Source organism: Pseudomonas sp. 7P_10.2_Bac1 (assembly GCF_025465935.1).
Classification (GTDB): domain Bacteria; phylum Pseudomonadota; class Gammaproteobacteria; order Pseudomonadales; family Pseudomonadaceae; genus Aquipseudomonas.
This window is the reverse complement of sequence record NZ_JANLNV010000059.1, coordinates 182,903-208,761: the sequence shown is the minus strand read 5'-3', so window position 1 is coordinate 208,761 and position 25,859 is coordinate 182,903. Positions and strand designations below refer to the sequence as shown.

The following is a 25,859-nucleotide window of genomic DNA, read 5'->3' as shown; positions in this document are numbered from 1 at the left end:
GCCCGGCCCAATGACCGGGGGGCGTCAGGCAGGCTTAGAAGGCGTAGTTAAGCTCCAGACGATTCTGGAAGAAGTCGCTTTTTTTCGGAGAGGTTTGCACCCCCACCCAATCGGTAACACTCAGGCCCTTGAGTGAGCCGCCAAAGGAGTAGATGCCATACAGCAAGTACTCGGACTGGTTAAGGCTGCTGTCCCCGGCGGTGGCCGTCAGGTCCATGTACGAGTAGCGCGTGCCCACATACAGGTTTTGCGTGGCGCTGGTGCTCACGTCCAGCGAGTAGGCATTGCCTGAGCCCAGATCTTGCGGGCTGGTGAAAAACGGCGCGGCAAAGTAAGGGCCACCGGCTGTGTTGTGCGCATAAGGTGTGACCAGGCTGCCATTGTTGTACGCATTGGGCGCGGCCTGGATATGGTCATAGCCCAAGGCAACTTTAGTGGCTTTGTAGTCAAAGCCTGCTTGCGCGCCGAAGGTGGTGCTGTCGACTTTGCCAGCCAGGTCGCGGCCATCACCCGTGCCGCGCATGTATTGAATCCCGGCGTTAGGGCGAAAATCCCCCGTGACCTTGGCGACGTGTGCCTCACCGTAGTTGAGGTTGGTGTAGTCGTAATAGTGCTCGTGCCATAACTGGCCGCTGTACTTCACGTCGCCCAGGGTCACGGCACGGCCCCCGCCGATCACCGCCACCCCAGCGGTTTCTTCGGTGGTGGAGTAGGCGTTGTTTTTCGAGAAGCGGTCGTCGCCCCAGCCCTTCCAGCGGTAAAAACGCGCCAGCGACAAGAAGTTGTCTTTATCACCGTAGTGCACGTTCAGGCCTTGAAACAGGATCGGCACGTTACGCCAGTCGTAATCGCTGATAAAAGGCAGGTCAACGCGCTGGTTACCGGCGGTTATCTTGAAGTCATCATGTTCCCAACTGATATACGCTTCACCGACGTTGGCAACATCAGTGCCAATGTCCGGGAACGTGCTGGCTTTATCATCGGGGCGATTAATAGTGGTTTGGCCAATCAAACTTGCACCCAATTTAAAACCATTGAGGGCGGCCGTTTCATACTTGATAAAACCGCCATAGCCCACGGTGTCCTGGTTCAAATGTTTGACGAAATAAGCGTTGGTGTCGGTGTAATAACGCATGCGCAATGCACCGGACACCGTGCCTTGGGTCAACATGTCTGCCAGGTCATCCGCCTCGGCGGGAGTGCCCGTTGCATCGGCCATTGCTGCGGTACTCATCGCGCTAAACAGGATAAAACCGCCTAAACCAATAACGTGAGTGATAGCCGAAAAACTGCGAGGCGCCATTAGAGTGCTCCGAATAATTAAATAAGTTCACGCGGGCTGCTCAAGCCAGCGTCTTAATGGGCAGTTTTTGCGTTTAACACTCAAAGATTGAATGAACACGGGGTTCGTTCAGCCGACTACGGGCGTACTCGGCGTCCAGTTTTAGACTGTGTCGTTATTGTTATTTAAGTGTGCGGTGGATCAGTCGGCGCAAGAGTTCGGTGTATTGGCAAAATGATCCATGGAGAACTCCGCCACTTCTTCGAGCAACTTCAAAATACTGCTTGATGCTCGTTTAACCAGTACTTCCCCGCGTGCAACATCCGCTGCCGCCGCATTGCCACAGGCGCCAGATGGGTGAAGGTCTTGTGCCTGCCAGCCGAAACTGACCGCGCCTTCAGGGGTGAGCATGCCGGCTTTTTTCTCAAGCCCCACTGACAGCGACTCCCAGTTTTTGGCGTGGGCCATGTCCACCCGGTCACCGTGCAGGTACAGCATGATGCTGGTTTCGACCTCGCCGGCATGGATGCCGTGCTTGAGTTCATGGGCGTTGAACAAGTCAGCCATCTCGGTCACCGAATACCAGGCGCAACCGACCGCCAACATCCCCAGTTCGATCCGCAGGCGGCGGCACACGACCTCCATGATTTGCGGCTGACCGCCGTGGGCGTTGACGAACACGATCTTGCGCACACCCGCCCGATGAACGCTTTGCGCCACTTCAAACCAGAGCTGCGCCAGGGTCTGGGCAGAAATCGTCAACGTGCCGGGGTAGTCGATATGTTCGTCGGACTTGCCGATCGACAGAGTGGGCAGCACCAGCACCGGAAAGTCGTCAGCCATATGGCTCACGGCCTCTTTGATAATGCCGTCGCTGATAGCCGTGTCCACTTTGACTGGCAGGTGCGGGCCATGTTGTTCCACGGCGCCCACCGGCAGCACGGCCACGATGTTTTGCATCTCCAGTTGGGCGAAATCCAGCGCCGTCAGATCCCACCACCAATGCGATTTCAACTTCATGGGTTTAACTCCTTCAAGGGTTATGACGTGGCTGCCATCAGCGAGACGTGGGCTGACACAATTCGCCAGCCGGCGTCTGTGCGCAGCCAGGTTTGGCTTTGCCGACCCACCACGGCTGCGTTTTCGCGTTTGAACTCCAGGTTGCACAGGGCAACCGAATCACCAAAGCAGGTGATCTCGCGGCGGGTTACCACGCGCTTGGGTGAACCGCCGCTGCGGCCTTTGCGAAACCCGCGAATGGCTTCGATGCCATACAGGTTCTCGCCCACGCCATAACGCAGCGTGACTGGCGAATCGCAAAACAAGCCGTCGAGGGTGTCCAGGTCGTTATCCATTAAGGCGGTTTCATATCGATCACACTGGGCGGTGACCTCGCTGAGCACCTGCGGCTCATCGACCACAAAAGTGCCGATAGTCAGTTTTTCCATCATTCAAACCTCGAATCACTAAGACCTGTGAGCAACTCGGTCGACTGCGCGACAAACCCGAAGCATTGCCGCGTGTTGTACACCGCCGCGGCCTGGCAGTAGGCAGGCGAAGTGGTGGCGCAACAGTCTTCGAGCATGATGCAGTCGTAGCCTGCCGAGTTGGCATCTTGAAGGGTGTACAGCACGCACTGATCCATATTGACCCCGGCAAACAGCAGGGTCGTGACATTCAAATTGCGCAGGATGCTGTCCAGATCCGTGTCCTTGAACCCTGACATCCTGAACTTGTTGACCCGAATATCGCCCGCTTCGATCGGCAGTTCATCCACCACTTGCGCCGCCCAGCTTCCGGCCTGCAACACCGGGGCGCCAGACCCTGGCAACGGATCGCCCAGGCCCACGCCGCGGCCATCGGGGTTGTACACATGCAGCACCGCAGGCGGCAGATTGAGACGATCGGGCCGATTGCCCCAATTGACCCACAGCACCGGCACCTGATGGCCGCGCATCACGGGCAACAGCGCCTGCAGCGGCTTGATCGGACGGCGTGCGGGTGTCACGTCGACGCCAATGGAACTCAGCCAGCCGTCGGGGTGGCAAAAATCGTTTTGCATATCGATGACCAGCAGCGCCGTTTTATTGAGGTCAAAGCGGATCTGCCGCTGGCTATCGGTCACGCTGACGGGCCTCGGCGCAGCGCCCTTGCGCACCATGTCCACTACCTGGGCATTCACATGCCACGCGCCCGGCTGGCTCGCGCCCAGTTGCACCAGCGTTGTGGCTGAAACTCGTTGCGTCATGCTCCGACTCCGCGCAGTACCAGCAGGTCTTCGGCGTCCAGCTCACAGCGGGTGCCTGAGCGAATCAGCTCGGCGAAGCCTTCATTGGGTGTCATCACCGTGAGCGTGTAGAGCTTGCTGGTGCCTGTATTGCGAATCACGTGCTCGCTGCCCGGGCGCAGCAACAGGCTGTCACCCTTGCGGATCGGCAATTGCTCACCATTGGAAACGGCCACGCCTTCACCCGACAGCACAAAGAAAAATTCGTGGGCGACGGTGTGGGCGTTCGGTGGCGTGGCCCCGCCGACGTTGAAAATCTCGACCACGTAAATTGACTCGACCTGATCTTTCGCCGGGTCGAACAGCACCGCGAAGTAGTTGGTATCCGAAGGGCTGATCTGGAAAACCTCAGCGGCGTGCGCCGGCTGAAACGAGAAACTGTTCATGATGGTTCCTTCTGCTGATTGCAGCCTGGATTCGCACGTAGCGGCTGGCGATGACAACCCGATGATGGACGCGAAAAAGCTGCATTAAAAGCATCAAAATCTTGATAGGGTGTTGCCTTTAGGTTGACACGAGAACGCCCATGCACAGCCGCATCCTCAACTACCTCGACGAGGTGGTGCGCACCGGTTCCATTCGCCAGGCCGCCGAGCGGCTGCACGTCTCTGCCTCGGCCATCAGCCGGCAGATCATTGCGCTGGAAGACGACCTGGGCACGCCGATTTTCAACCGCACGGCCCGTACCCTGGTGCTGACGGCGGCCGGTGAAGTGCTCATTCGCCATATCCGTGACACCTTGAAAGACATGGCCCGCACCCAGGCCTTGATCGACAGCCTGAAGGGGTTGAGGCGAGGGGAGGTGACCCTGTGCTTCATGAGCGGGCTGGCGGCGAGTCTGATCCCGGCGGCGGTGGCATTGTTCTTGAAGAAAAACCCCCGCGTGACCATCAAGCTGCAAATGATGACCACTGGCGAGGAGATTCTGGAGGCGGTGGCGTCCGGGGCGGCGGACCTGGGTGTGGGGTTTGACTTTGCGACCCAGCCCGGGCTGATCCACCTGAGCCATTCCATCGCGCGGCTGGGCGCGGTGATGGCGCCGGATCACCCCCTGGCCGAGCGCTCGACCTTACGGCTCGCCGAATGCATGGACTACCCGTTGATCCTGGCGGATGGCACTACGGCCATTCGCCCTTACCTGGACCGCGTCCTGGCCAAGGCCCCACCCACGTTGAGCACCTGCGTGGAAACCAATGCCATCGAGACCATGCGCAGCCTGGCCATGTCTGGCAACTTCATCACCTTTCTGACCTTGTTCGACATCGACTCCGAGCGCCAGCAAAAGCGCCTCGTGTACGTGCCGGTGCAAGAATTCGCCCAAAAACCCCAGCGCCTCACGCTGGTCGGCAAAGAGAAGGGCCTGTCCGCCATGGCCAGCGTGTTTGCCGAGAGCCTCAAGGTGGCGTTGTTGCGCACGACTGAGATGGGGTGAAAAACGTCCAAGGGATGCCCACATAATTGCGGGAGGTTTCGCACAGCGTTGCCAATTGCTGGGGGAGTGGGCGGCGCCTATAGTCGGCGCTCGCCCAAAAGGCGACTGGGTTTGGCGACCTGGAACTTCCTTAATGAAATGTGTAATTGCTATCTATGGCCGAGCGTGTATTTTGCACGTCGTACTTTATGGCAACTGTACGTGGGAGATCTTCGGATCTGCCGGGATTAAGGTCGACCGGTTCGCCAACCTGCGTACAGCGGCCACCTATTTTGTTTGGCGACGAAATGGATGGCTAAAATCCGACCTTAATGAGATTTACCCTATGACACATTCCCCGTACATCCCGCTGACCGCCATCGACTGCACCATCCCCGCCTTACTGATCGACCGCAACGCCCCGCTGGATGTGTTGCACGCCAACGCTACCGCCCGGGTACTGGCGGTGACCCAACTCATGGAAACCTTCTCCAGTCGCGACGTTCAAGACGCGGACGCCATTGATCTCAAACAGTTGGCCACCACCGCAATGATCTTGCTGCGCGACGGTTGTGATTTGCTCAATGTCCTGGGGTGGCGTTTAAAGCCAGATTAAGTGTGATGACCGGCCCTCACCCCAACCCTCTCCCGGAGGGAGAGGGGGCTGATCGAGGTGTTTTCAGATTCAGTGCAAAACATTCAGCCCGTTAAGCGCTCGGTAACGGATGACTGGCGTTTTCTGATTCAGCTAACCCCTGCCAGCCCGCAAACAATCCCCAGCCACCCCCAATCAGTCCCCTCTCCCGGAGGGAGAGGGAACTGATCGAGGTGTTTTCAGATTCAGTGCAAAACATTCAGCCCGGTAAGCGCTCGGTAACGGATGACTGGCTTTTTCTGATTCAGCAAACCCCTGCCAGCCCGCAAACAATCCCCAGCCACCCCCAATCAGTCCCCTCTCCCTCCGGGAGAGGGCTAGGGTGAGGGGCTTTTAAGGTTTTTGATCCAACACCTCAGCCATCCGCCGAATAAGCTCAAGATCCGATCCCGCCCGCCCCACAAACGACAACCCCAACGGCGCCCCGTCAAGGCTCGCCAGTGGCACCGTGACCTGCACCAAACCGGCATGCCCCGCCACCGACAGCAACGTCAGCGCCGCATTGCGATACTGCTCAAGCCCCGTTTGCGCTTCAGACCGCAGCGGCGCAGCCCCTGGCGCAGTGGGGTAAACCAATACCGTGCCATCGGCCAGCACCCGCTGCAGTACCTCACGGATGGCCGTGCGCTGGTTACGCGCGCCATTGAACGCCGCCTCACTCAGTTGACTCGCCGCCTGGAACCGTTCGCTGATCCCCGGCCCAAACGCAGGCTGGCGCTGGCTGATCCAATCGCCTAGCAAATGCCAGATTTCATACCCCTGATGGGTACGAAAGGTCGGCAGCAAACTGTCCCGCAACGCAGGCTCAAACAACGCCCGCTGTTCACAGCCTTCAGGCAAGTAAGGCTTGAGTGCCGTCTGCACTTCGTCGCTGCACAGCGCCCATAAATCGCTCGGTGCAACCCATTTACCAGCCGCGCCACCAGCCACCGGTTCACACAACGTGTCCGCCAGCCGCGCCAATGTGGCCAGGTCGCGGGTGAAGAAACCGGGCACGTCGTAACTGGGGGCCAGCCCCAACATGCCTTCAGCCGAAAACAAACCATGGCTGGGCCGCCAGCCCACCAGCCCACAAAACGACGCGGGCAGGCGTACCGAGCCGCCGGTGTCGCTGCCCAGGCCGATATCGGCGCGGCCAGCCGCTACCGCCGAGGCAGAGCCGGAGGACGAGCCGCCCGGTACGCGGTCGACAGCGGCAGGGTTGAGCGGGGTGCCGTAGCGGTTGTTGACGCCCATCAAGCTGTAGGCCAGTTCGTCCATGTGGGTTTTACCCACAATCGACGCTCCGGCTTGCAGCAAGCGCTCAACCATGTCCGCGTGGGCCAGCGCCGGGGTTTGGTCGGCGGCGTATTCGGGGTTGCCGGCGCCGGTGATATGGCCGGCAATATCGAAGTTGTCTTTTACCGCAACACGCAGCCCATCCAGCAGCCCCGTTGAGGCCGGATGTACCAACGCCGTCGCGAACTCGCAAGTGAACGGATCACACGTCCCAGTCATGGCGTCGCTCTCCTCAGCAGGCCAGTAGCGGCAGTTCGATAAAGGAGCCGTCTTCACCGCCCAAACCGACGATCAAGGTGGTGACCAACGCTTCCACGGTCGCGCTGGTCATCGGGTCTTGGCCGGTGCCGGGGTTGATCGGGTGGGCAGGGAAGTCACTGGCGGCAATTGACAGGCGAATGCGCTCGCCGGGCTGCAACGTCACGCAGGTCGCTACCATCGGCACGTGAACTGCCGACGTCGGCGCCTGGCGCAGGTGCACATAACCGCTGCTCAGCGGTTGCGCGACACCGGAGGGCAGCACTCTGGACAGCACGCAGGACAGATCAAAACTGCTGCGGTCTGAGGTGACACTCAACGTGGCCGAGATATCACCCGCCAGGCACAGTGCATGGTCCATGGCTGCCGAGGTAAACGTCAGTACATCGCCTCGGTAATCCACCGCGCTGCGGTCGACCGGGCCTGGCACCGGGCCGAAGCAGCCGCCCACGGCGGGCGCTGGGCGCCAGGGGTCGTGCACCACGCATTCACAGCCAGCCTCGGCGGGTTGCTCTGACAGCGTACCTGCCTCCACGTCCATGCTCGCCCGGCCCGTGCCGTGCAGGTAGAGCGCACGGGTGTGCGCAGGCCAGTCCGTGAACGTCTGCCATTGCAGGCTGCCCATGTCGAACAGGCGAATACGGTTTTGCTCGACCGGCGCAGGCGTGATGCCCTTGAGGAACTCATCGAAAAAGGCGATGTGCAGGGCGTCGGTGTTCAAGTCGGCTTCAGGCCCGAAATCCACGCCGCCCACATGGCGACGCCACGGGAAGTGCAGCCAGGGGCCAACCACCAGACGCAGGTGCGGGTGCTGCAGGCGTGTCAGTTCATGGAAGGCCGCCAGCGTGCCGTTGATGAACGTGTCGAACCAGCCGCCGATCAGCAGCGTGGGCAGGGCTTTGGCGGCGATCTGCTCAGCCTTTGCAAAGGGTGAAATCGCGGCCCAGTGTGCATCTTCGACGCTCCACTGGCGCCAGTCCTGGTAGTGCGATAGCTCAGCGTGCTGAGTCAGCACCGGTGGCTGGGCGGGTATGGCCTGCTGCCAGGTGGGCGCCACGGCAAAGGCTTTGTGCTGCGCGTAGGCCTCGGCATCGCCTTTACGTCGCGCCGCCTCGCAACTGATCTGCACCCCCCACTCGACCATCTGCTTGAGCTGCATGGCGCCGTTTTCGTACATCCAGCCGCGGCCAATGTCCCACGGCGCCATGGCCGGTGCCACGGCCTTCAACGACGGGCAATCACCGCTGGCCGCCAGCAGTTGCGCACACCCCTGATAAGAGAACCCGTACATCCCGACTTGCCCGTCTGACCCGGGCAATTGCGCCGCCCACTCCACGGCTTCGGCGCCGTCGCTGGCTTCATGGCGGCCAGGGTGGAAGGTGCCTTCGGAGGTGCCACGGCCGCGAATATCCTGCACCACCACCAAATAGCCGTGGGCGGCGTACCAGGACGGGTGCGCGTAACACAGGGTGCAGGCAATGCGCCGCCCGTAGGCCTGGCGCATCAACAGCACCGGGAAGCGACCGTCGCCAACCGGGCTATACACGTCAGCATCCAGACGCACGCCATCGGCGGTGATCATCGACAGCGTTTCAGGGGCATTAACCTCACGCAACCCTGGGTAGGTGAACGTAGAACTCATGATCGAATGAACCTCGCAGCAACACGTTTAAAAACCCAACCCCGCACGCGCATTGTCGGGTTAGCGCCAGCCCCGGATCTTGCCGGGGTTGAGCAGCCCGGCCGGGTCGAAGCGGCGCTTGAGCACCAGCACTTGCGGGTCGAGCACGCCGCCGTGTTTGCCGTCTTCGAGATGGAACACGTGGGGGTCGTCGATGCGGATGCCGCATTGGCGATGGGCCGCCATCAGCGCCTGGAGGCGTTCTGGCGTTTGGAAGCGCACCAGCGGCATGCCCACGCACAGCACGCGGCCTTGTGAGTCGCGGATGAATTCCAGGTGGCTCATGACCTCGCCGGGCTCATGCAACTGTGCGATGGCCAGCAGTTGTTGCCAGGTCTGGCCGAACTCATAACCGGTCTGCAGGTAGGTAAGATTTTTGTCCTCTTTCAACGCGTGCAGAGTGGTGTGGTTCCAGCAATATTCCAGCAGCGTGTGGCCGCTTTCACGGACCTGCGCAGCGGTCTTGGCCACGGCAATGCGCCCGCCAAACTGGCTCAGCAACTGCTCCAGCGGCTCACGGGCGGCAGGCGTCAGCGCGGTGATCACGCCATGCTCGTCCGCACTGCGGTGTTCGCTCAAATCGGTGAAGTAATTGACCACGCCGGCCTCGAAAAAGGCCACGTTGCGCTTGAGGATCGCCGGGCTTTGCGCGAGGGCTTCGGCGCAGTGGTAGGCCGCTTCGGCACTCGGAAAGCTGAGCAGGTACTCGTCCCATTCCTGAGCCGGGGCCACGGCAATTTCCAGTTCCAGCACGATGCCGTTGGTGCCGTAGCTGTGGTTGAGCAGCAGCAGCTCGGGGCCGCGTATGTCCACAATCTGCGGCTCGGCTTCGACGGTCAGGATGCGCGCGGCCAGTAAGGTGCCATTGGCGGCCAAGGGGCCGTAAGTGATGGAACCAATGCCGCCAAATCCACCGGCGAACAGCCCGCCCAGGGTCGCCATGCGGTAGGTCGACGGCATGCAGCGCAACTCGCAGCCGTCTTCACGCAGCGCGTCTTCCAATGCCGCGAGGCGAATCCCCGCCTCGGCGCAAACCACGCCATCGCGCAGCCACTGCACAGTGCTCAGGCCGCTCATGTCGATGACCAGCCCGCCTTGCAAGGGCACGGCCTGGCCGTAGTTGCCGGTGCCGCCGCCGCGCAGGGTCATGCCGATGCCCGCCGCGCTGCAGGCCGCCACGATCTGGCGCAGTTCGTCCTGGTTGCGCGGCTTGACCGCGAGGTCGGCCAGGCAATCGGCCAGATCGTTCTTGAGGATCGGGCTGAACCAGTGAAAATCTTTCGACAGGCGTTTGAGTTGAAACGCACTGGTCACCCAGTCCAGCGCGGGCAGTGCTTGGCACAGCGCCTGGACGCGACTTTTTTGATCGGTCATGAAAACACCTGAATAGAGAGTTTTAAAAAGTTACGCACCACGGTCTGATTCGCTGTCGTGCCAACGCCCGATGGCCTTGTTGGACAGCCACGACATGCCCGCAAAGAGCGCGATGCCGACCACGGAAATCAGGAACAACGCGGCGAACATGCGCGGGATATTGAGCTGGAAGCCGGCCTGCAGAATCTGGTACGCCAGCCCGGTGTTGGTGCCGCCGGTGCCCGCCACAAACTCGGCCACCACCGCGCCGATCAGCGCCAGACCACTGGAAATGCGCAGTGCGGCGAAGAAGTAAGGCAACGCGGTCGGTACGCGCAGCCTCAGCAGCACTTGCAGGCGGCTGGCGCGGCGCAACTTGAAGTACGCCAGCAGCCCCGGCGACACACTGCGCAGCCCCAGCGCGGTGTTGGAGATGATTGGAAACACCGCCATCAAGGTCGCGCAGAGCACCATCGCCAGGGTGATGTTGCTGACCCAGATGATGATCAGCGGCGCCACGGCCACCACCGGGGTCACCTGCAACAGCACGATGTAGGGGAAAAACGCCAGCTCGATGAGTCGGCTCTGCACGAAGACGAACGCCACCAGCACGCCGATCACCACCGACAACGCGAACGACAGCGCGGTGATTTTCAGAGTAAACAGCAGCGCCGGTCCGAGCACGCCCCAGTCCTGGACCAGGGAGGTGAACATCATCACGGGCGTGGGGATCAAGTACGCGGGCACTTTGAGTGCCGTGAGTACCAGTTGCCAGATGCCCACCAGGATGATCGCGATCACCAGCGGGATGATCACGCGTTGTTGCGCCGGGTTGGAGATCCAGGGCCTGGCTTTGACAGTACCGCTCATGAGGCTGACTCCTGACTGGCTGCCACCAGTAAGTGGTGTAAATGCATGGCGTATTCGCTGAAGCGTTTGGTCAGGCGAAACTCGTCGTTGCGCGGGAAGGGCTCGTCGATTTTGATATCGGCGACTACACGGCCGGGCCGCGCTGCCATCACGATCACCCGCTGCGACAAAAACACCGCTTCATGAATGGAGTGGGTGACGAACATCACCGTCCACTTGTGGCGCTGCCAGAGGTCCAGTAAGTCGCTGTCGAGGGTGTTGCGGGTGATTTCGTCCAGCGCGCCGAACGGCTCATCCATCAACAGCAAGTTGGGCTCGACCACCAGGCCGCGTGCGATGGAGGCCCGCATTTGCATGCCGCCGGACAGCTCTCGTGGCAGCGCGTTGGCGAACTTTTCCAGGCCCACACGTTGCAAGGCCGCCGCCACGCGACGGTCTGCCTCTTCGGTCGGCACCCCTTCAAGCTCCAGCGGCAAGCGCACGTTTTTAAGCACGCTGTGCCAGGGCATCAGCGTGGCTTCCTGGAACACATACGAGAGGTGCTTGCCGGTACTGGCCAGTTTGTTTACCGGTTTGCGCCAGAGCAGCAAGCGGCCATCGCTGGGCTCGATCAGCCCGGCGACCATCTTGAGCAAGGTGCTCTTGCCGCAGCCCGAAGGCCCCAGCAGGGTGATGAACTCGCCTTCAGCGATGGTCAGGTCGACCGGGCGCAGGGCCTGGGTGCCGTTGGCGTACACCTTCTCGACCGACAGCGCTTCAATGGCAACGGGCGCGCTACCGGTTTTGGCCGAGGGTGGCGGTGGCACCAGCGAGGCGATCTTCATGGCATCACCGGTGCTTGTTCGATGAAACGCGTGGTAAAGGCTTCATCCAGCGGCACTTTGGCGCCGTCGATCAGGCCGTACTTCACCGCCATGTCCCAGGTCTGTTTCATGCGTGCCGGGGTGATGACGCCAATCCCGCCAGTCTGCGCATCGCCGCCGGTCACCAGGCCCGTGCTGTTGAGTTTTTGCACCGAATAGTCGAGCTGGTCCTGGGTCATGGCCGGGTTGGCTTCGCGGATCAGCTTGTCACCGGGCGCCGGGTCAGCGAGGTAATGTTTGAAGCCCAGCATCGACGCGTGCACAAAGGCCTTGAGTTGGTCCGGGTGGGCATCGGCCCAGCGGCTGTCGCAGGCAATGGCGTTGCCATAGGGCGGGTAGCCCGCTTCACTGAGCCGGAAGGTCTTGAAGGTGGCGCCCTGTTTGGTCAGCGAGTAGGGCTCGGACGTCAGGTAACCCTGTTGCGCCAGGTTGTTGTCGGCCATGAACGGCTGAACGTTGAAGCTGTAAGGGCGCGTGTGTTCATCCGAGAAGCCGAGCTGGGACTTCGCCCACGGCCACCAGCTGGAGTGCACGGAGCTGGAGATCAGCAGGGTTCTGTTGCGCAGGTCTTGGAGTTGCCCTACATCGTCGTGGGCAATCAGCACCACCGGGTCGTGCTGGAAGCTGGCAGCCACCATGACCAGCGGTACGCCTTGCTGGCGCGCAGAGAAGATGGCGATGTCTTCACTCAAGATGCACTGCGCCCGGCCCGCCGCCAGCAGTTGAATGGCATTGACCTGCGGCCCGCCCATTTGCACGTTCACATCAAGACCTTCCTTGGCGTACAAACCTTCTGCCTGGGCTTGGTAGAAGCCCCCGTGCTCAGCCTGGGCGTACCAGTTGGTCAGGAAGGTAATCGGCGTGGCCGTTTCGGCCTGGGCCTGGCTGGCCAGACACGCTAAACCAGCCAGCAGGATCAAACGATTGCGGACGTTGGATTCAAATCTCATGCTCAGCGAGCTCCTCAAGTGGGATAAGGCAAGTTCAAGATTGGCTCTGGGTGTGGTCGGTACTGCATTTACCGACCCGCTGGCGTCCTGGTCGGGCACGGTTGGGTCTGGGTCGAACTCTGTTAACGCGGTGTCTGGGGCGGCGTGCGCAAGGTCATGGCAGGCCTCGCAGGTAAGTGTTGAAGGTGTCGGGCACGCACTCGCCGCGCAGCAGGCTGCGGGTGGTGTCGGCGGGCCAACTGTAAGGGTCGCTGCTGTGCAACAGGGTTAGGTTGGCGACGTTGTCGAGCAGGCCAGCGCTGCTTGCGGGCTGGCCCAGCCAGTCGGCGCGGCACACCGTTTGCGACCAGGTGTCGAACACGTCATCGAGCTGCGCTGTCAGCACGGCCAACTGCACGGTTGCCAACGGGTCGTAGTTGCCGATCGGGCAAAAGGCGTCCTGCACGTTGTCACTGCCCAGCAACAGCGGGATGCCTCGCGCACGGGCTTCTTTGAGCAAGGTCAGGCCGCGAAGGCGCGGGGTTCGGTCGTGCACGGCGTCTTGCAGGTACAGGTTGGTGGCGGGCAGTGCCACCAGGGTGATGGGAGCGCGGGCCACGTCATCGAGGGTGGTCTGCGCCTGAGCCTGTGGATAAGTCGAGAGCGCACACGCGTGGCTGCACACGATGCGCCCGGGAAAGGCCATGGCACTGGCAGCACGGGCTACCGTCGCCAGTCCGCAGGCTGAGGCGCTGAGTTCTTCGTCGATGTGCAGATCCAGATCCAGCCCGGCATCCGCGGCACAGGCGAGCAGATGGTGCACGCCTTCAACGCTGTAATTGCTGCTGTGGATAAATGCACCGAGCACGGTTCTCGGTGCCTGGGTGTCGCACGCAAGAACGCGGGCGATGCGCTGCGCCTGGGCCTTGTCGGTCAACAGGGGCAGTGGCACCAGGGCCACTTGCTCAAGGTGCATTGGCGTGTCTTGGGCCAGTTCGCGGATGACGGCCCAGGCGGTTGGCGGTTCGGCGCTCCACCAGTCGAGGTGGGTACGCAGGTGCGTCACGCCATGGCAGCGGGCCTGCTCAATCGCCCGGCTGGCGCGCTGGCGCAGGTCGTCTGCGCTCCACAGGGCACGGTCGGCATGGGTGGCTTCGATGGCCCCCAGCAGGCCGGGCGTTATCGCCCCCAGACGGCGGCGAGTGTAGGTTTTGTCCAGATGCGCATGGGGCTCAACCAGCCCGGGCAAGGCGAGCGCGCCTTTGCAGTCGAGGCCGCTGGGCTGGCCGTTCGCCGGTTGCACGCGGGTGATACGGCCCTCGTGCAGGTCCAGGCGTGCCCGCAGTGGCTGGCCTGACTGGCGCGGCCAGTTTGCGGGCAACAGCCAGGCGGGAAGACGAAGGTTATCGAGCTGCAGGGCCATCGCTAGAGCTCCAGTGTCAGGCTGTCGGAGTCGCATCCGGCACAGCACAGGGCAACGTATGACTGGCGGTCCTCGTCGGTCAGACATTCATCCTGATGACGCGGGCGGCCGTCCTGCCAACCCACCACACAACTGCCGCACACCCCCTGTTCGCAGACCGTTTCGCAGGCCACGCCGTTGGCGCGCAGGGCGTCGATCAAGCGCTGTCCGGCGGCCACCTCGATCTCCCGGCCGCTGGCAGACAACACCAGCCGGTAGCCCTGTTCGGCCGCGACGCTGACCGCGCCACCGGCAAAGTGCTCCTGATGCCAGCACGCCTCGGGCAGCTCTGCGTAATGAGCCTTCACCGCTTGCATAAAACCGTCCGGCCCGCAGCAGTACACATGGGCGGCGTTGCCTGGCAGCGCTAGCGCGCCTTCGCTGCTGTAGCTCACGGTCACGCGGTCACTCCACGGCCCATGCTCCAGCAACGGGGCAAAGAGCAGGTCTTCACGCTGGCGTACCCGGGCGATCAACTGAAACGCCTTTCCCGAGCGATGCAAGCTGTGCGCCATGGCGATCAACGGTGTCAGCCCGACACCCGCGCCCACCAGCACGTGCAGGCCCGGTTCGTCGGCCAGAGCAAACAGGTTGCGCGCCGCACCGATGCTCAAGTCGGTGCCAATGCGTGCCGATTGATGCAGCGCCCGAGAGCCACCACGGCCATCGACTTCGTGCTTGACCGCGATCTCGTAGAACGCGGTGTTGGCCGGGTCACTGCACAGCGAATACGCCCGGCGCAGCCCCGCCGCGACTTGCACTTCCACGTGCGCACCGGCACTGAATGCCGGCAGCGGCGCCCCATCACGACGGGCCAGTCGCCAGCAATCAATAGACGGCGTCAACGCATGGCGGTGTTGAACGAAGACTTGAACATCAGCGGCTTTTGACATTTTTTGACCAATCGGTTTGATCGAATGGTTTGTAAATAGCAATGTCTATGCCAGTGCCGCTGCGAACTGTTTTTGCGGGTTAAAAGGGGAGGGGGATCAGGGGTTAAGACCGGCACCGATGAGCACGAAATTGACCAGTTCATCGAGGATTTCTTCGCGCTGTTCGGGCGCTTGCAGGGATTGCCCCAGCACACGCTCGGCTTGCAGGGCGTAGTCGGCGTAATACTGGGTCATCGCCCAGATGTGCATGAGGAACAAGCGTGGGTTCAGGGGGCGCAACTGGCCCGCGTCCACCCAGCTCTGGATGCGCTCAATGCTCTTTTCGGTCCAGGGGGTGGCGTTCTCCCAGAAGGGCTGCAGGCGGGTGCCGCCGCTGATCAGCTCGTGGGTGAACACCCGGGACAGCTCCGGCTCTTGCAGCGCCAGGTCGAGTTTTTTGCGCACGTAGTCAGCGATCACCTGAGCCGGTGTCTGGCTGTCTTTGTCCAGTGAGAACAGCGCCGCCCACTTGATGTAGATCTGCTCAAGAATCGCGGTGTAGAGCTGTTCCTTGTCTTCTATGTAGTAATGCAACTGAGATTTTGTCATCCCGGCGCGTTGAGCGATGGATTGCGTCGAGGCGCCATTGAAGCCGTGCAGGCTGAATTCGCTGATGGCTGCCAGACGAATTGTCTGAAGAATTTCCTGACGGCTCAACTTGGCGGTCTTGGTCCGCTTCGAAGGCCTCTCGATTGCGTTCATTTAGTGCACCCGTGCGAAATTAGGTCGTTTTGCGAACCATTCCAGAGCATTTTGGTGCGATTGCACACATTGCCCCAAATCAGTTCTAAGCGTACCCATTAAACGGGCTTGGGGCGAGGTGTGGGCGCTCAATCGGCCGGTAGCAAAAACCGCCCGACCACCGGCAGGTGATCGGAAATGGCCTGGGTGTCTTCCTGGCGCACGTAGCCTTCGACGCGTTGCAGCTTGGGGCTGTAGAACAGGTAGTCGAGGGTGCGGTCAGGCTCGTCCACCCGAGGGTTGTTGGGGAAGTAGGTCAGCCATTGCTCGCGGTCGATGCCGGTGGCTTCCGGGTTGCTGGGAAGCATCGGGTACTTTTCCCACAATAGATGCAGTTCGCTGTCAGGCGAGTAGCCCAGCCGCTCTTCGGCGGGCAGGCGTAAAAACTGGCCGATGGGCAGCAGGTTGAAGTTGCCGCCAATCACCCAGGGCGTGCCCTGGCTTTCATATTTGTCGACCAGTGCTGCGGTGGCCTGCATCTGGCGTTTGAGGTTGGTGTTGTTGAGCGCTGCGGCATCGAGCTGGGTGTTGATGGCCACCAGTTGCCCGCCATCATTGAGCGGCAGGTAGCTGACCAGCATGGCCGGCTTGGGCTGGAATTGACGGCTGATCAGGTTGCTGTCGGCCACCGGCAATTGCAGGCGCTCGGCGTGCTCGATCTGATAGCGGCTGAGGGTGACGATCTTGCGCCCGACGCTGCCGAAGATATGCCGGTCTGGCACAAAGTCGGCTTTCCAGGTAAAGGCCTGGGTGCTGCACGGGTAGAGGTCGACCAGACGTTCCTGCAGCAAGGCGAGCTGGTTTTGATAGTCGCTGGACTTGGCTTCTTCGTCGAGGTCCTGCAACAGGATCAGGTCGGGCTGTTCATCGCGGATCACCCGTGCCACTTCATCCAGGCTGAAGGCCATGTCTTCGCGGGTCGGGCGATCATCCGGGCCGCTGCCGTCGATCAGGTTGTACCAGAACACATAGCGCTTGCCGGCCAGGTACTGCACGTTCCAGGTCATGATCTTGATGGCTTGCCCGGCCACCAGTGTGGGCGCCGCCACCGGGCACGTGACGGGCAACACCTCTTTGGGGTCCGGACGCCACGTCACGCTGAAGATCAGGCCAGCCACAACCGCTGAGATCAGCAGCAGACCGAATACAGTGGGGCGCAGTAGACGTGGCATGGGCTCGGCTTATGAGGGGCTAAGAAGTTGCCGAGCATACCTGACGGCAGTGCAGCCCCCCAAGGCTCCGCGCATAGGAATTTTTCTTGGTTACGAGTCGGACTTTTCACTGATAAGCATAAATAGACGGAAAAGGACCACAGAGAGGAACAACTGCAGAAAACTGTTGAAGCTCTCCAGTGCCACGGACAGCAGTGCGTTGTCGTCTTCAGGGACCAGTGAAAAGCTCAGTTGCTTGAACAGCAGCAAAGGCCCCATGACCGCCAGGATGCACACGAAAATCCGCCAGAAATGGCCCCGACTCATGATCAGGCTCGATTTGATGGCGGTCAGGGGTGGCTGGCCGCGCAGCACCAGGTTGTACTCGGAAAACGCCAGCACCACGGTCAGGTAAATGCCGGGGATAAAGAACATCGACAGCCCCAGCACAATCAGTAGCGTGCTGATGGCGGCCAGCAGCGCGAACTTGGGCCACAGGCTGATGGCGCGGGCCAGCAGGTCGCGGTTGCTCGGGCTTTCGCCACGACTGCGGGCATCGAGAAACACGATCAGCGCCCCGGTGTAGAGCGGGTACACCAGCAAGCCGACGATCAGCGCGTAGCCCTGGGAAGCATTCGGGCCCACGGCGTTGTCTACAAGGTATTGCAGCACGGCCTCAAGAATCACCAGCGGCAAGCACAGGGTGATGACTTGGCCCAGGTTGCGCTGAATGAAATACAGGGAGTCACGAAGAACGGTAAGCGGATTCATTGTCAGTTTTCAGCTGTTTAAACACAGTGCGCCACTTTAACCGATGACAGGCGCGGGTAAGCAAATGTAAAGCTGGGTAAAGGTCCGTTGAAACTTCTCGTAACGTCCCCATAACTTTTGAGTGCCTACTGTAGTTAGGCGGTTAGTAGATTTTTCGACAATCCAACGAGGTCGTCATGAACAGCGAAGAGCAAACCCTGATTGACGGGCTATTTACCCGGTTGCAGCAGGCTGAACGAGAGGCGACCCCGCGAGACACTCAAGCGCAGTCGCTGATCAACGAACACATCGCGCGCCAGCCGCTGGCCCCTTATTTCATGACCCAGGCGATTCTGGTGCAGGAAGCGGCGATCAAGCAGCTCGACCAGCAGAACAAACAGTTGCAGGCCGAACTGCAACAAGCCCGCGCTGCGGCCGCTGCGCCTGCCCCGGCGGCATCGGGAGGTGGTTTTCTGTCGAGTATTTTTGGTGGCGGCAACCGTGCGCCTGCCCCGGCGCCGGCGCCATCCTTCAGCGCACCGCCTAGCTCGGGCGGCTGGCGCGATGGTCCGTCTGCCCCGCCTCCTGCCCCGGCGTATGCACAGCAGCCTGCCCCAGCCCCCGCAGCGGGCAGCGGGTTCTTGGGTGGCGCCCTGAAAACCGCAGCCGGCGTGGCCGGTGGCGTGATGCTGGCAGAAGGCATCAGCAGCTTGTTCAGCCATCATCAGCAGCAGCCGCAGGTGATTGAGGAAATCATTGAGGAGCCGTCCAACTTCGGTGGCAATGGCTGGGGCAATGACAACCAGCAGTTTGCCAACAACGACCGGTCCGGCTTTGATGGCGGCGGTTTCAACGACGACGACAGCTTCTATTCTGACGACGACTCCTTCGTCTGACCTCTCAACGCCCGGCGTGTGATGGCACGCTGGGCGGTTATTCCGCGCAAAGACTCGGCAGGCTGGCATACTGCTGCCTTGTTTTTTACCTACGCGCCCGTTTTCCAGGGCCTCATGAGGTTTGCCGGTGAAAAAAATTGCGCTCTTTGCGGATGTGCAGAACCTCTATTACACGGTTCGCCAGGCCTATGGCTGCCATTTCAATTACGCGGCGTTGTGGGCGGATATCAGCCAGCACGGCGAAATTGTCGAGGCATACGCCTACGCCATTGATCGGGGCGATAGCAAGCAGCAGCAGTTCCAGCAGATCCTGCGCAACCTGGGCTTCACGGTAAAACTCAAACCTTATATTCAGCGCAGCGATGGCTCGGCCAAGGGCGATTGGGACGTGGGCATCACCATCGACATCATGGACTGTGCAGCCAATGTGGACGAAGTGGTGCTGGCCTCGGGTGACGGCGACTTTGACCTGCTGCTCGAGCGCATTGCCAGCAAGCATGGTGTCGCAACCGTAGCCTATGGCGTGCCCGGCCTGACCGCCAACTCGCTGATTCGCGCAGCGTCGCGCTACGTGCCGATTGAAGGCAGCCTGCTGCTTAAGTAACGCTTTTTTACAGGATTGATCTGGTTTGGAACGTATTGCGGTCATCGACTTTGAAACCACCGGCCTTTCGCCGAGCAGCACCTGCCGGGCCACTGAAATTGCGGTGGTCATTCTTGAACAGGGGCGCATCGTCGATCGTTACCAAAGCCTGATGAACACGGGCGTGCGGGTGCCGGGGTTTATCGAACAACTGACTGGCATCAGCAATGCCATGTTGCGCACCGCGCCGCCTGCCGAGCGGGTGATGAACGAGGTCAACGAGTTTGTTGGCATTACTCCGCTGGTGGCGCACAACGCGGCCTTTGACCAAAAGTTCTGGGATTTCGAGATGGGCCGCATCAAGCGTACCCGTTTGCAGAACTTTGCCTGTTCGTTACTGCTGGCGCGGCGGTTAATGCCGGCGGCGCCCAACCACAAGCTCGGTACCTTGACCACTTTTGCCGCATTGCCCCACACCGGCCAGGCTCACCGGGCCATGGCCGATGCGGAAATGGCGGCCAATTTGACGGCTTACCTGGCCGAGCAGTTGCGGCACAAACATGGGGTGAAAGCGCTGGATCATGATCTGCTGTGCAAGCTGCAAAAGGTGCCGGCGGCGAAGATCAGCGATCATTTGAAGCGCTATTGCGGGGTTTAAAAGCCGCCCTCACCCCAGCCCTCTCCCGGAGGGAGAGGGGGCCGACCGAATTGTTGTCAGGCTCAATGCCATTGCTTTCAGATCGCCCAAAACCTTGAGCATTCCCCGATGAGTCTGCAAAGGGCCTTCAGCTATAGCGCGCCTTTCAGACTGCCCCCAATCAGTTCCCCCTCCGGGGGGCCGACCGAGTTGTTGTCAGGCTCAATGCCATTGCTTTCAGATCGCCCAAAACCTTGAGCATTCCCCGATGAGTCTGCAAAGGGCTTTCAGCTATAGCGCGCCTTTCAGACTGCCCCCAATCAGTTCCCCCTCCGGGGGGGCCGACCGAGTTGTTGTCAGGCTCAATGCCATTGCTTTCAGATCGCCCAAAACCTTGAGCATTCTCCGATGAGTCTGCAAAGGGCCTTCAGCTATAGCGCGCCTTTCAGACTGCCCCCAATCAGTTCCCCCTCCGGGGGGGCCGACCGAGTTGTTGTCAGGCTCAATGCCATTACTTTCAGATCGCCCAAAACCTTGAGCATTCCCCGATGAGTCTGCAAAGGGCCTTCAGCTATAGCGCGCCTTTCAGACTGCCGCCAATCAGTTCCCCCTCCGAGGGGGCCGACCGAATTGTTGTCAGGCTCAATGCCATTGCTTTCAGATCGCCCAAAACCTTGAGCATTCCCCGATGAGTCTGCAAAGGGCTTTCAGATATAGCGCGCCTTTCAGACTGCCCCCAATCAGTTCCCCCTCCGGGGGGGCCGACCGAGTTGTTGTCAGGCAATGCCATTGCTTTCAGATCGCCCAAAACCTTGAGCATTCCCCGATGAGTCTGCAAAGGGCTTTCAGATATAGCGCGCCTTTCAGACTGCCCCCAATCAGTTCCCTCTCCCTCCGGGAGAGGGTTAGGGTGAGGGGCTTTTGATCTTCCACGGCCGCCCCCAAAGTGTACGGGTCACTTTGGGGGCGGCTGTTACTTATTATTTCCGGCTTCGTTGTCTAGAATCCGCAGTCCCCTGCCTCTGCCTTTCGAGCCGCCTCATGCCTGCCGCACGTCGTTTCCCGCTTCAACTGATCGGTGCTTTTTTCGCGTTGTACGTCATTTGGGGTTCGACCTATCTAGTGATCCGTATTGGCATCGAGTCCTGGCCGCCGTTGATGATGGCCGGGGTGCGGTTCCTTGTGGCCGGCTGCTTGATGTATGGCTTTATGCGCTGGCGCGGAGCTGCGACGCCGACCTTTGTGCAGTGGCGCTCGGCAGCGATGATCGGCTTTCTGCTACTGGCCTGCGGCAACGGCGGCGTGACGCTCGCCGAGCACTCGGGCGTGGCCTCGGGCGTGGCCGCTCTGGCCGTGGCAACCGTACCGTTGTTCACGTTGCTGTTCGGCTATTTCTGGGGCGCGCGCAATACGCGGCTGGAATGGGCCGGCATCGCGCTGGGGCTGATCGGCATTGCCATGCTCAACCTCGGCTCCAACCTGCAAGCCAGCCCGCTGGGCGCTGCGATGATCCTCTTTGCGGCCGCCGCCTGGGCGTTCGGTTCGGTGTGGAGCCGGCATTTGCCGCTGCCCGCCGGGGCGATGGCCAGCGCCGCGGAAATGATCACCGCAGGCGCAGTGCTACTGGTTGGCAGCCTGCTCAGTGGCGAACGCATGACCCACATGCCCACCGCCGCCGGTTGGGGCGCGTTGCTGTATCTAGTGTTCTTCGGCTCGATCATCGCCTTCAGCGCCTACATGTACCTGCTGAAAAATGTGCGTCCGGCAGCGGCCACCAGCTATGCCTACGTCAACCCGGCCGTGGCGGTGATGCTGGGCATCGTGTTTGCGGGCGAGACCATTGGTGTTGAAGAGTGCGTGGCGATGGCGGTCATCATCAGCGCGGTGGTGTTGATCGGGTTGCCGCAGTGGCGCAAGCAGAAAACCGTCTGAATTAGGGTAAACTGCGCGCCATTGCAGCGTATGCACCCCTGCGCAGACCTTTTTCGACGGTATTCCCATGACATTCGCCACCCTTGGCCTGATCGAGCCCTTGCTGCGCGCCCTTGAGGCGCTCGGCTACCAGACCCCAACCCCGGTTCAGGCCCAAGCGATTCCCGCCGTGCTGGCAGGCCGCGACCTGATGGCCGCCGCCCAGACCGGCACCGGCAAAACTGGCGGCTTTGCCCTGCCGTTATTGCAATTGCTGACCATGGAAGGGCCTAAAGTCGCCAGCAACTCGATCCGCGCGCTGGTGCTGGTACCGACCCGTGAGCTGGCCGAGCAGGTTCACGAGAACATTCGCCAGTACGCCGAACATCTGCCGTTGAGCACCTACGCGGTGTACGGCGGAGTCAGCATCAACCCGCAAATGATGAAACTGCGCAAAGGCGTGGATGTGCTGGTGGCCACTCCGGGCCGTTTGCTCGATCTGTATCGCCAGAACGCGATCAAGTTCAACCAGCTGCAAACCCTGATCCTCGACGAAGCCGACCGTATGCTCGACCTCGGGTTCTCCGAAGAGCTGCGCGACATTTACCGTGCCTTGCCGAAAAAGCGCCAGACCCTGCTGTTTTCTGCGACGTTCTCGGACGCGATCCGCCTGTTGGCCGGGCAGATGCTCGACAACCCGCTGAGCATCGAAGTCAGCCCGCGCAACGTGGCCGCCAGCAGCGTCAAGCAGTGGGTGATCCCGGTCGATAAAAAGCGCAAGTCCGAGCTGTTCCTGCACTTGCTGCGCACCCAGCGCTGGAAGCAAGTGCTGGTATTTGCCAAGACCCGTAACGGTGTGGATGAGCTGGTGGGCAAGTTGCAAGGCCTGGGCGTCAACGCGGATGGCATCCACGGCGACAAGCCACAGGCTACCCGCCAACGCGCGCTGGACCGCTTCAAGGCCAGCGAAGTACAGATTCTGGTGGCCACTGACGTGGCGGCACGCGGTCTGGACATCGACGACCTGCCGCTGGTGGTCAACTTCGACTTGCCGATCGTGGCCGAAGACTACGTTCACCGCATTGGCCGTACCGGCCGCGCGGGCCAGAAAGGTGAGGCGATCTCGCTGGTGTGTGCAGACGAAGTGAACATGCTGTCGGCCATTGAAGTGCTGACCCGCCAGACCCTGACCCGCAACGAAGAGCCGGACTTCGAGCCAGAGCACCGCGTGCCGCAAACCGATGCGTCGGGCCAGGTGATCAAAAAGCCGAAAAAACCGAAGAAGCCAAAGGCTGCAGGCGGTGCCGGCAAACGTAACCTGGGCAAGTGGGTCGACAGCGGCGACGTGGCCCCGGCAGAGCCATCGGTCAAGCCAGTGCGCAAAGTACCGGTGTTCAACACCGGCCCGCGCAAACGCAAGCCATAACATGCCTTGCTCGCGATGTTTGATAGATCGCGAGCACGCTCGCTCCTACGGTTTCATTGGCCTCTAAGCCAGCTCAAAACCCCCAACCCTGCGGCGCGCCCGCTGGCAAAGCAGCCAGTGAGCAAATAGCCGCCGGTGGGGGCTTCCCAATCCAGCATCTCGCCGGCGCAGAACACACCCGGTACTGCGTTGAGCATCAGGTTTTGATCCAGTGCCTCAAAGCGCACGCCGCCGGCGCTGCTGATGGCTTCGTCCAGCGGGCGTGCCTTGATCAGTGTCAGGGGCAGGGCTTTGATCGCCTTGGCCAGTTGGGCCGGGTCGTTGAAGGCGTCTGCCGGTGCCAATTCGCGCAACAACGCGGCCTTGACGCCGTCCAGGCCCAGCTGGCTGTGCAAATGCTTGCTCATGGAACGTGAGCCGCGTGGCTTGGCCAGGGCCGCCGTGACTTTATCCACAGGCTTGTTGGGCAACAGGTCGATCACGAGGGTGGCCGCGCCGTGCTGGTTGATCGCTTCCCGAATGGGCGCGGACCAGGCGTAAATCAAACTGCCTTCAATGCCGCTGGCGGTGATCACGCATTCGCCCAAGCGCGGTGTGCTGTGCTCCAGGGCAATGGCGATGTTCTTCAAGGGCGCCCCGGCGAACTTGCTGCGCAGCACGTCACTCCAGCCCTCCCCATCAAACCCGCAATTGCTCGGCTGCAAGGCCGCCAACTCGACGCCGCGTTCAGCCAGCAGCGGCATCCACGCACCGTCAGAGCCCAGCCGCGCCCAACTGCCGCCGCCCAAGGCCAGTAATACGGCATCCGGCTTGAGCTGTTTTTCACCGTCGGGGCTGTCGATGCGCAACTGGCCATCGGCCTGCCAGCCCAGCCAACGGTGACGGGTGTGGATAACAACGCCGGATTCGCGCAGGCGCTTGAGCCAGGCGCGCAGCAGTGGCGCGGCTTTCATGTCGGTAGGGAACACCCGGCCCGAACTGCCGACAAAGGTTTCAATGCCCAGGTCGTGAATCCACTGGCACAAGGCATCGGCATCAAAGGCCCGCAGCAGCGGCGCTATATGAGGTGCGCGCTCGGCATAACGGGATATGAACGCCGGGTAAGCCTCGGAGTGGGTGATGTTCATGCCGCCGACTCCGGCCAGCAAGAACTTGCGGCCCACCGACGGCATGCCGTCATACAGATCAACCTGCACGCCTGCCTGGCTCAACACTTCGGCAGCCATCAAACCGGCGGGGCCACCGCCAATGATGGCGACGTGCGGGGAGGGGGAGGACGTGGGTTCAGTCATGGCAAGGCTGCAAATAGGCGAAATAAGGCGGGCATTCTACCTGATGAACACCCAATACCCTGCGTAGGCGCGAGCTCGCCTCGCGATGTTTTGATCTTTTAAAAGATCGCAAGGCAAGCTCGCGCCTACGCAGACAAGGGCTGTACGAAAAATGTACAGCTCTCTGCAGGCTATACGCAACGTGGCCTGCAAGGGCTTTCGCTCAGGTTATCCACAGGCAGTTCCACAGGCATTGTGGGTAAAAGACTCACGGCTTAATGACCACCCGATGACAACCAGACCTTTTGCGCGCTGTGGTGCAAGATCCCGTGCCGTCGTGCCAACGCCTTGCGGTCTTTGCTGTAACCGCCACCAATGACCCCGACCACCGGAATGTCCCGGCCCAGGCAATGGCGCAGTACGCTTTCATCCCGCGCCGCCACGCCTTCATCGGTGAGCTTCAGATAGCCCAGAGCATCGTCTTTATGCACATCCACACCGGCGTCGTAGAGCACCAGGTCCGGTTGATACAGCGGCAGCAGGTAATTCAGCGCCTCGTCCACCACCTGTAAATACTCGGCATCGCCCATGCCCATGGGCAGGCCGATGTCCCAGTCGCTTTGTGCTTTGCGGGCCGGAAAATTCTTTTCACAGTGCAGGGAAACGGTAATGGCCTCGGGCGTATGTTCCAGAATTCGCGCCGTCCCGTCGCCCTGGTGCACGTCGCAGTCGAAAATCAGCACCCGGTTAACGCGGCCGCTTTCCAGCAAGTAATGGCTGATCACGGCCAGGTCATTGAAGATGCAAAAGCCCGCCGGATGATCGTAGTGCGCGTGGTGGGTGCCCCCGGCCAGGTGGCACGCCAGCCCATGTTCGAGGGCTTGTTCGGCCGCCAGCAAAGAGCCGCCTACGGCGCGGATGGTGCGGCGCGCCAGGGCTTCGCTCCAGGGCAGACCGAGGCGCCGCTGGTCTTCGCGGGCCAGTTCGCCGGCCATATAGCGTTCGATATAGGCGCGGTCATGGGCCAGCGCGAGGATATCCACAGGGCACAGTTCAGGACGCAGCAGGTCGGCATCGCGGGTCAGCCCGGTGTCGATCAGGTGATCGTGCAGCAGGCGGAACTTGTCCATCGGAAAACGATGTTCGGCTGGGAACTCCGGGCTGTAGTCTTCGTGGTAAATCAGCGGTACTGGCATATGGATTTCACGTCGGAACGAGCGCTGGATATTAAC

25 protein-coding genes are annotated in these 25,859 nt (G+C 61.2%); 7 read left to right on the top strand and 18 right to left on the bottom strand.

The window, feature by feature from the left end; translation table 11 throughout:
* Positions 1-34 precede the first annotated feature (34 nt).
* From NTD86_RS12170 to NTD86_RS12150, 5 genes are all read right to left on the bottom strand, one after another.
* Entirely contained in the window at positions 35-1,303 is a 1,269-nt protein-coding gene (locus tag NTD86_RS12170; RefSeq protein ID WP_262202495.1) for an OprD family outer membrane porin, read from the bottom strand.
* Positions 1,304-1,483: 180 nt separating this feature from the next.
* Complete coding sequence (locus NTD86_RS12165) at positions 1,484-2,302, bottom strand: creatininase family protein (RefSeq protein WP_262202493.1); 819 nt, start codon at positions 2,300-2,302, stop codon at positions 1,484-1,486.
* A 20-nt stretch (positions 2,303-2,322) separates the two neighbouring features.
* On the bottom strand, positions 2,323-2,730 hold the full coding sequence (gene hpxZ, locus NTD86_RS12160; protein ID WP_262202491.1) for an oxalurate catabolism protein HpxZ: 408 nt from the start codon (positions 2,728-2,730) through the stop codon (positions 2,323-2,325).
* On the bottom strand, positions 2,730-3,530 hold the full coding sequence (locus tag NTD86_RS12155; RefSeq protein WP_262202489.1) for a cysteine hydrolase family protein: 801 nt from the start codon (positions 3,528-3,530) through the stop codon (positions 2,730-2,732). Before NTD86_RS12155 ends, hpxZ begins: the two co-directional genes overlap by 1 nt.
* Positions 3,527-3,955 carry a cupin domain-containing protein gene (locus NTD86_RS12150; RefSeq protein WP_262202487.1) on the bottom strand — a complete coding sequence of 143 codons (429 nt, stop codon included), beginning with the start codon at positions 3,953-3,955 and terminating at the stop codon, positions 3,527-3,529. Before NTD86_RS12150 ends, NTD86_RS12155 begins: the two co-directional genes overlap by 4 nt.
* A gap of 140 nt (positions 3,956-4,095) precedes the next feature.
* On the opposite strand from NTD86_RS12150, the gene NTD86_RS12145 reads away from it, so the two are divergent.
* Both NTD86_RS12145 and NTD86_RS12140 read left to right on the top strand, forming a co-directional pair.
* Complete coding sequence (locus NTD86_RS12145) at positions 4,096-5,001, top strand: LysR family transcriptional regulator (RefSeq protein WP_262202486.1); 906 nt, start codon at positions 4,096-4,098, stop codon at positions 4,999-5,001.
* A gap of 325 nt (positions 5,002-5,326) precedes the next feature.
* Positions 5,327-5,596, top strand: a complete 270-nt coding sequence (locus tag NTD86_RS12140) for a short-chain dehydrogenase (RefSeq protein ID WP_262202485.1) — start codon at positions 5,327-5,329, stop codon at positions 5,594-5,596.
* Positions 5,597-5,968: 372 nt separating this feature from the next.
* On the opposite strand, the gene NTD86_RS12135 is transcribed toward NTD86_RS12140, so the two are convergent.
* The 11 genes from NTD86_RS12135 to NTD86_RS12085 all read right to left on the bottom strand — a co-directional run bounded on the left by NTD86_RS12135 (position 5,969) and on the right by NTD86_RS12085 (position 17,924).
* Positions 5,969-7,132, bottom strand: coding sequence for an amidase (locus NTD86_RS12135; protein ID WP_262202483.1), 1,164 nt, complete (start codon positions 7,130-7,132; stop codon positions 5,969-5,971).
* A 13-nt stretch (positions 7,133-7,145) separates the two neighbouring features.
* Positions 7,146-8,813, bottom strand: coding sequence for a CocE/NonD family hydrolase (locus NTD86_RS12130; RefSeq protein ID WP_262202481.1), 1,668 nt, complete (start codon positions 8,811-8,813; stop codon positions 7,146-7,148).
* A 60-nt stretch (positions 8,814-8,873) separates the two neighbouring features.
* Entirely contained in the window at positions 8,874-10,226 is a 1,353-nt protein-coding gene (locus tag NTD86_RS12125) for an FAD-binding oxidoreductase (protein WP_262202480.1), read from the bottom strand.
* 30 nt (positions 10,227-10,256) lie between these two features.
* The gene (locus tag NTD86_RS12120) at positions 10,257-11,075 is read right to left on the bottom strand and encodes an ABC transporter permease (protein ID WP_262202479.1); all 819 of its coding nucleotides are present in this window, start codon (positions 11,073-11,075) and stop codon (positions 10,257-10,259) included.
* Positions 11,072-11,899, bottom strand: a complete 828-nt coding sequence (locus NTD86_RS12115) for an ABC transporter ATP-binding protein (protein ID WP_262202477.1) — start codon at positions 11,897-11,899, stop codon at positions 11,072-11,074. The genes NTD86_RS12120 and NTD86_RS12115 overlap by 4 nt, the downstream gene beginning before the upstream one ends.
* Positions 11,896-12,888: an ABC transporter substrate-binding protein gene (locus tag NTD86_RS12110; protein WP_262202475.1), complete on the bottom strand. Its 993-nt coding sequence runs from the start codon at positions 12,886-12,888 to the stop codon at positions 11,896-11,898. The genes NTD86_RS12115 and NTD86_RS12110 overlap by 4 nt, the downstream gene beginning before the upstream one ends.
* A 154-nt stretch (positions 12,889-13,042) precedes the next feature.
* Positions 13,043-14,290 carry an amidohydrolase family protein gene (locus NTD86_RS12105; protein ID WP_262202473.1) on the bottom strand — a complete coding sequence of 416 codons (1,248 nt, stop codon included), beginning with the start codon at positions 14,288-14,290 and terminating at the stop codon, positions 13,043-13,045.
* Between the two features lie 2 nt (positions 14,291-14,292).
* A complete protein-coding gene (locus tag NTD86_RS12100; RefSeq protein ID WP_262202471.1) occupies positions 14,293-15,222 on the bottom strand; it encodes a PDR/VanB family oxidoreductase in 930 nt (309 codons plus the stop codon).
* A 96-nt stretch (positions 15,223-15,318) separates the two neighbouring features.
* On the bottom strand, positions 15,319-15,963 hold the full coding sequence (locus NTD86_RS12095; protein WP_262202469.1) for a TetR family transcriptional regulator C-terminal domain-containing protein: 645 nt from the start codon (positions 15,961-15,963) through the stop codon (positions 15,319-15,321).
* A gap of 128 nt (positions 15,964-16,091) precedes the next feature.
* Positions 16,092-17,174 (bottom strand): endonuclease/exonuclease/phosphatase family protein, encoded by a 1,083-nt coding sequence (locus NTD86_RS12090; RefSeq protein ID WP_262202468.1) that lies wholly within the window; start codon positions 17,172-17,174, stop codon positions 16,092-16,094.
* 90 nt (positions 17,175-17,264) lie between these two features.
* On the bottom strand, positions 17,265-17,924 hold the full coding sequence (locus NTD86_RS12085; RefSeq protein ID WP_262202467.1) for a YciC family protein: 660 nt from the start codon (positions 17,922-17,924) through the stop codon (positions 17,265-17,267).
* Positions 17,925-18,100: 176 nt separating this feature from the next.
* On the opposite strand from NTD86_RS12085, the gene NTD86_RS12080 reads away from it, so the two are divergent.
* The 5 genes from NTD86_RS12080 (at position 18,101) to NTD86_RS12060 (ending at position 23,356) form a co-directional block, all read left to right on the top strand.
* Entirely contained in the window at positions 18,101-18,799 is a 699-nt protein-coding gene (locus tag NTD86_RS12080) for a DUF2076 domain-containing protein (protein WP_262202466.1), read from the top strand.
* 127 nt (positions 18,800-18,926) lie between these two features.
* On the top strand, positions 18,927-19,403 hold the full coding sequence (locus NTD86_RS12075; protein WP_262202465.1) for an NYN domain-containing protein: 477 nt from the start codon (positions 18,927-18,929) through the stop codon (positions 19,401-19,403).
* Positions 19,404-19,428: 25 nt separating this feature from the next.
* The gene (locus NTD86_RS12070) at positions 19,429-20,040 is read left to right on the top strand and encodes a PolC-type DNA polymerase III (protein WP_262202463.1); all 612 of its coding nucleotides are present in this window, start codon (positions 19,429-19,431) and stop codon (positions 20,038-20,040) included.
* Positions 20,041-21,060: 1,020 nt separating this feature from the next.
* Positions 21,061-21,951, top strand: a complete 891-nt coding sequence (gene yedA, locus NTD86_RS12065; protein ID WP_262202461.1) for a drug/metabolite exporter YedA — start codon at positions 21,061-21,063, stop codon at positions 21,949-21,951.
* A gap of 67 nt (positions 21,952-22,018) precedes the next feature.
* Positions 22,019-23,356 (top strand): DEAD/DEAH box helicase, encoded by a 1,338-nt coding sequence (locus NTD86_RS12060; protein WP_262202460.1) that lies wholly within the window; start codon positions 22,019-22,021, stop codon positions 23,354-23,356.
* A 53-nt stretch (positions 23,357-23,409) separates the two neighbouring features.
* Here NTD86_RS12060 and NTD86_RS12055 read toward each other — a convergent pair whose 3' ends face one another.
* Positions 23,410-24,648, bottom strand: a complete 1,239-nt coding sequence (locus NTD86_RS12055; protein WP_262202458.1) for a TIGR03862 family flavoprotein — start codon at positions 24,646-24,648, stop codon at positions 23,410-23,412.
* 254 nt (positions 24,649-24,902) lie between these two features.
* Positions 24,903-25,823, bottom strand: coding sequence for a histone deacetylase (locus NTD86_RS12050; RefSeq protein ID WP_262202456.1), 921 nt, complete (start codon positions 25,821-25,823; stop codon positions 24,903-24,905).
* Between the last annotated feature and the right edge of the window lie 36 nt (positions 25,824-25,859).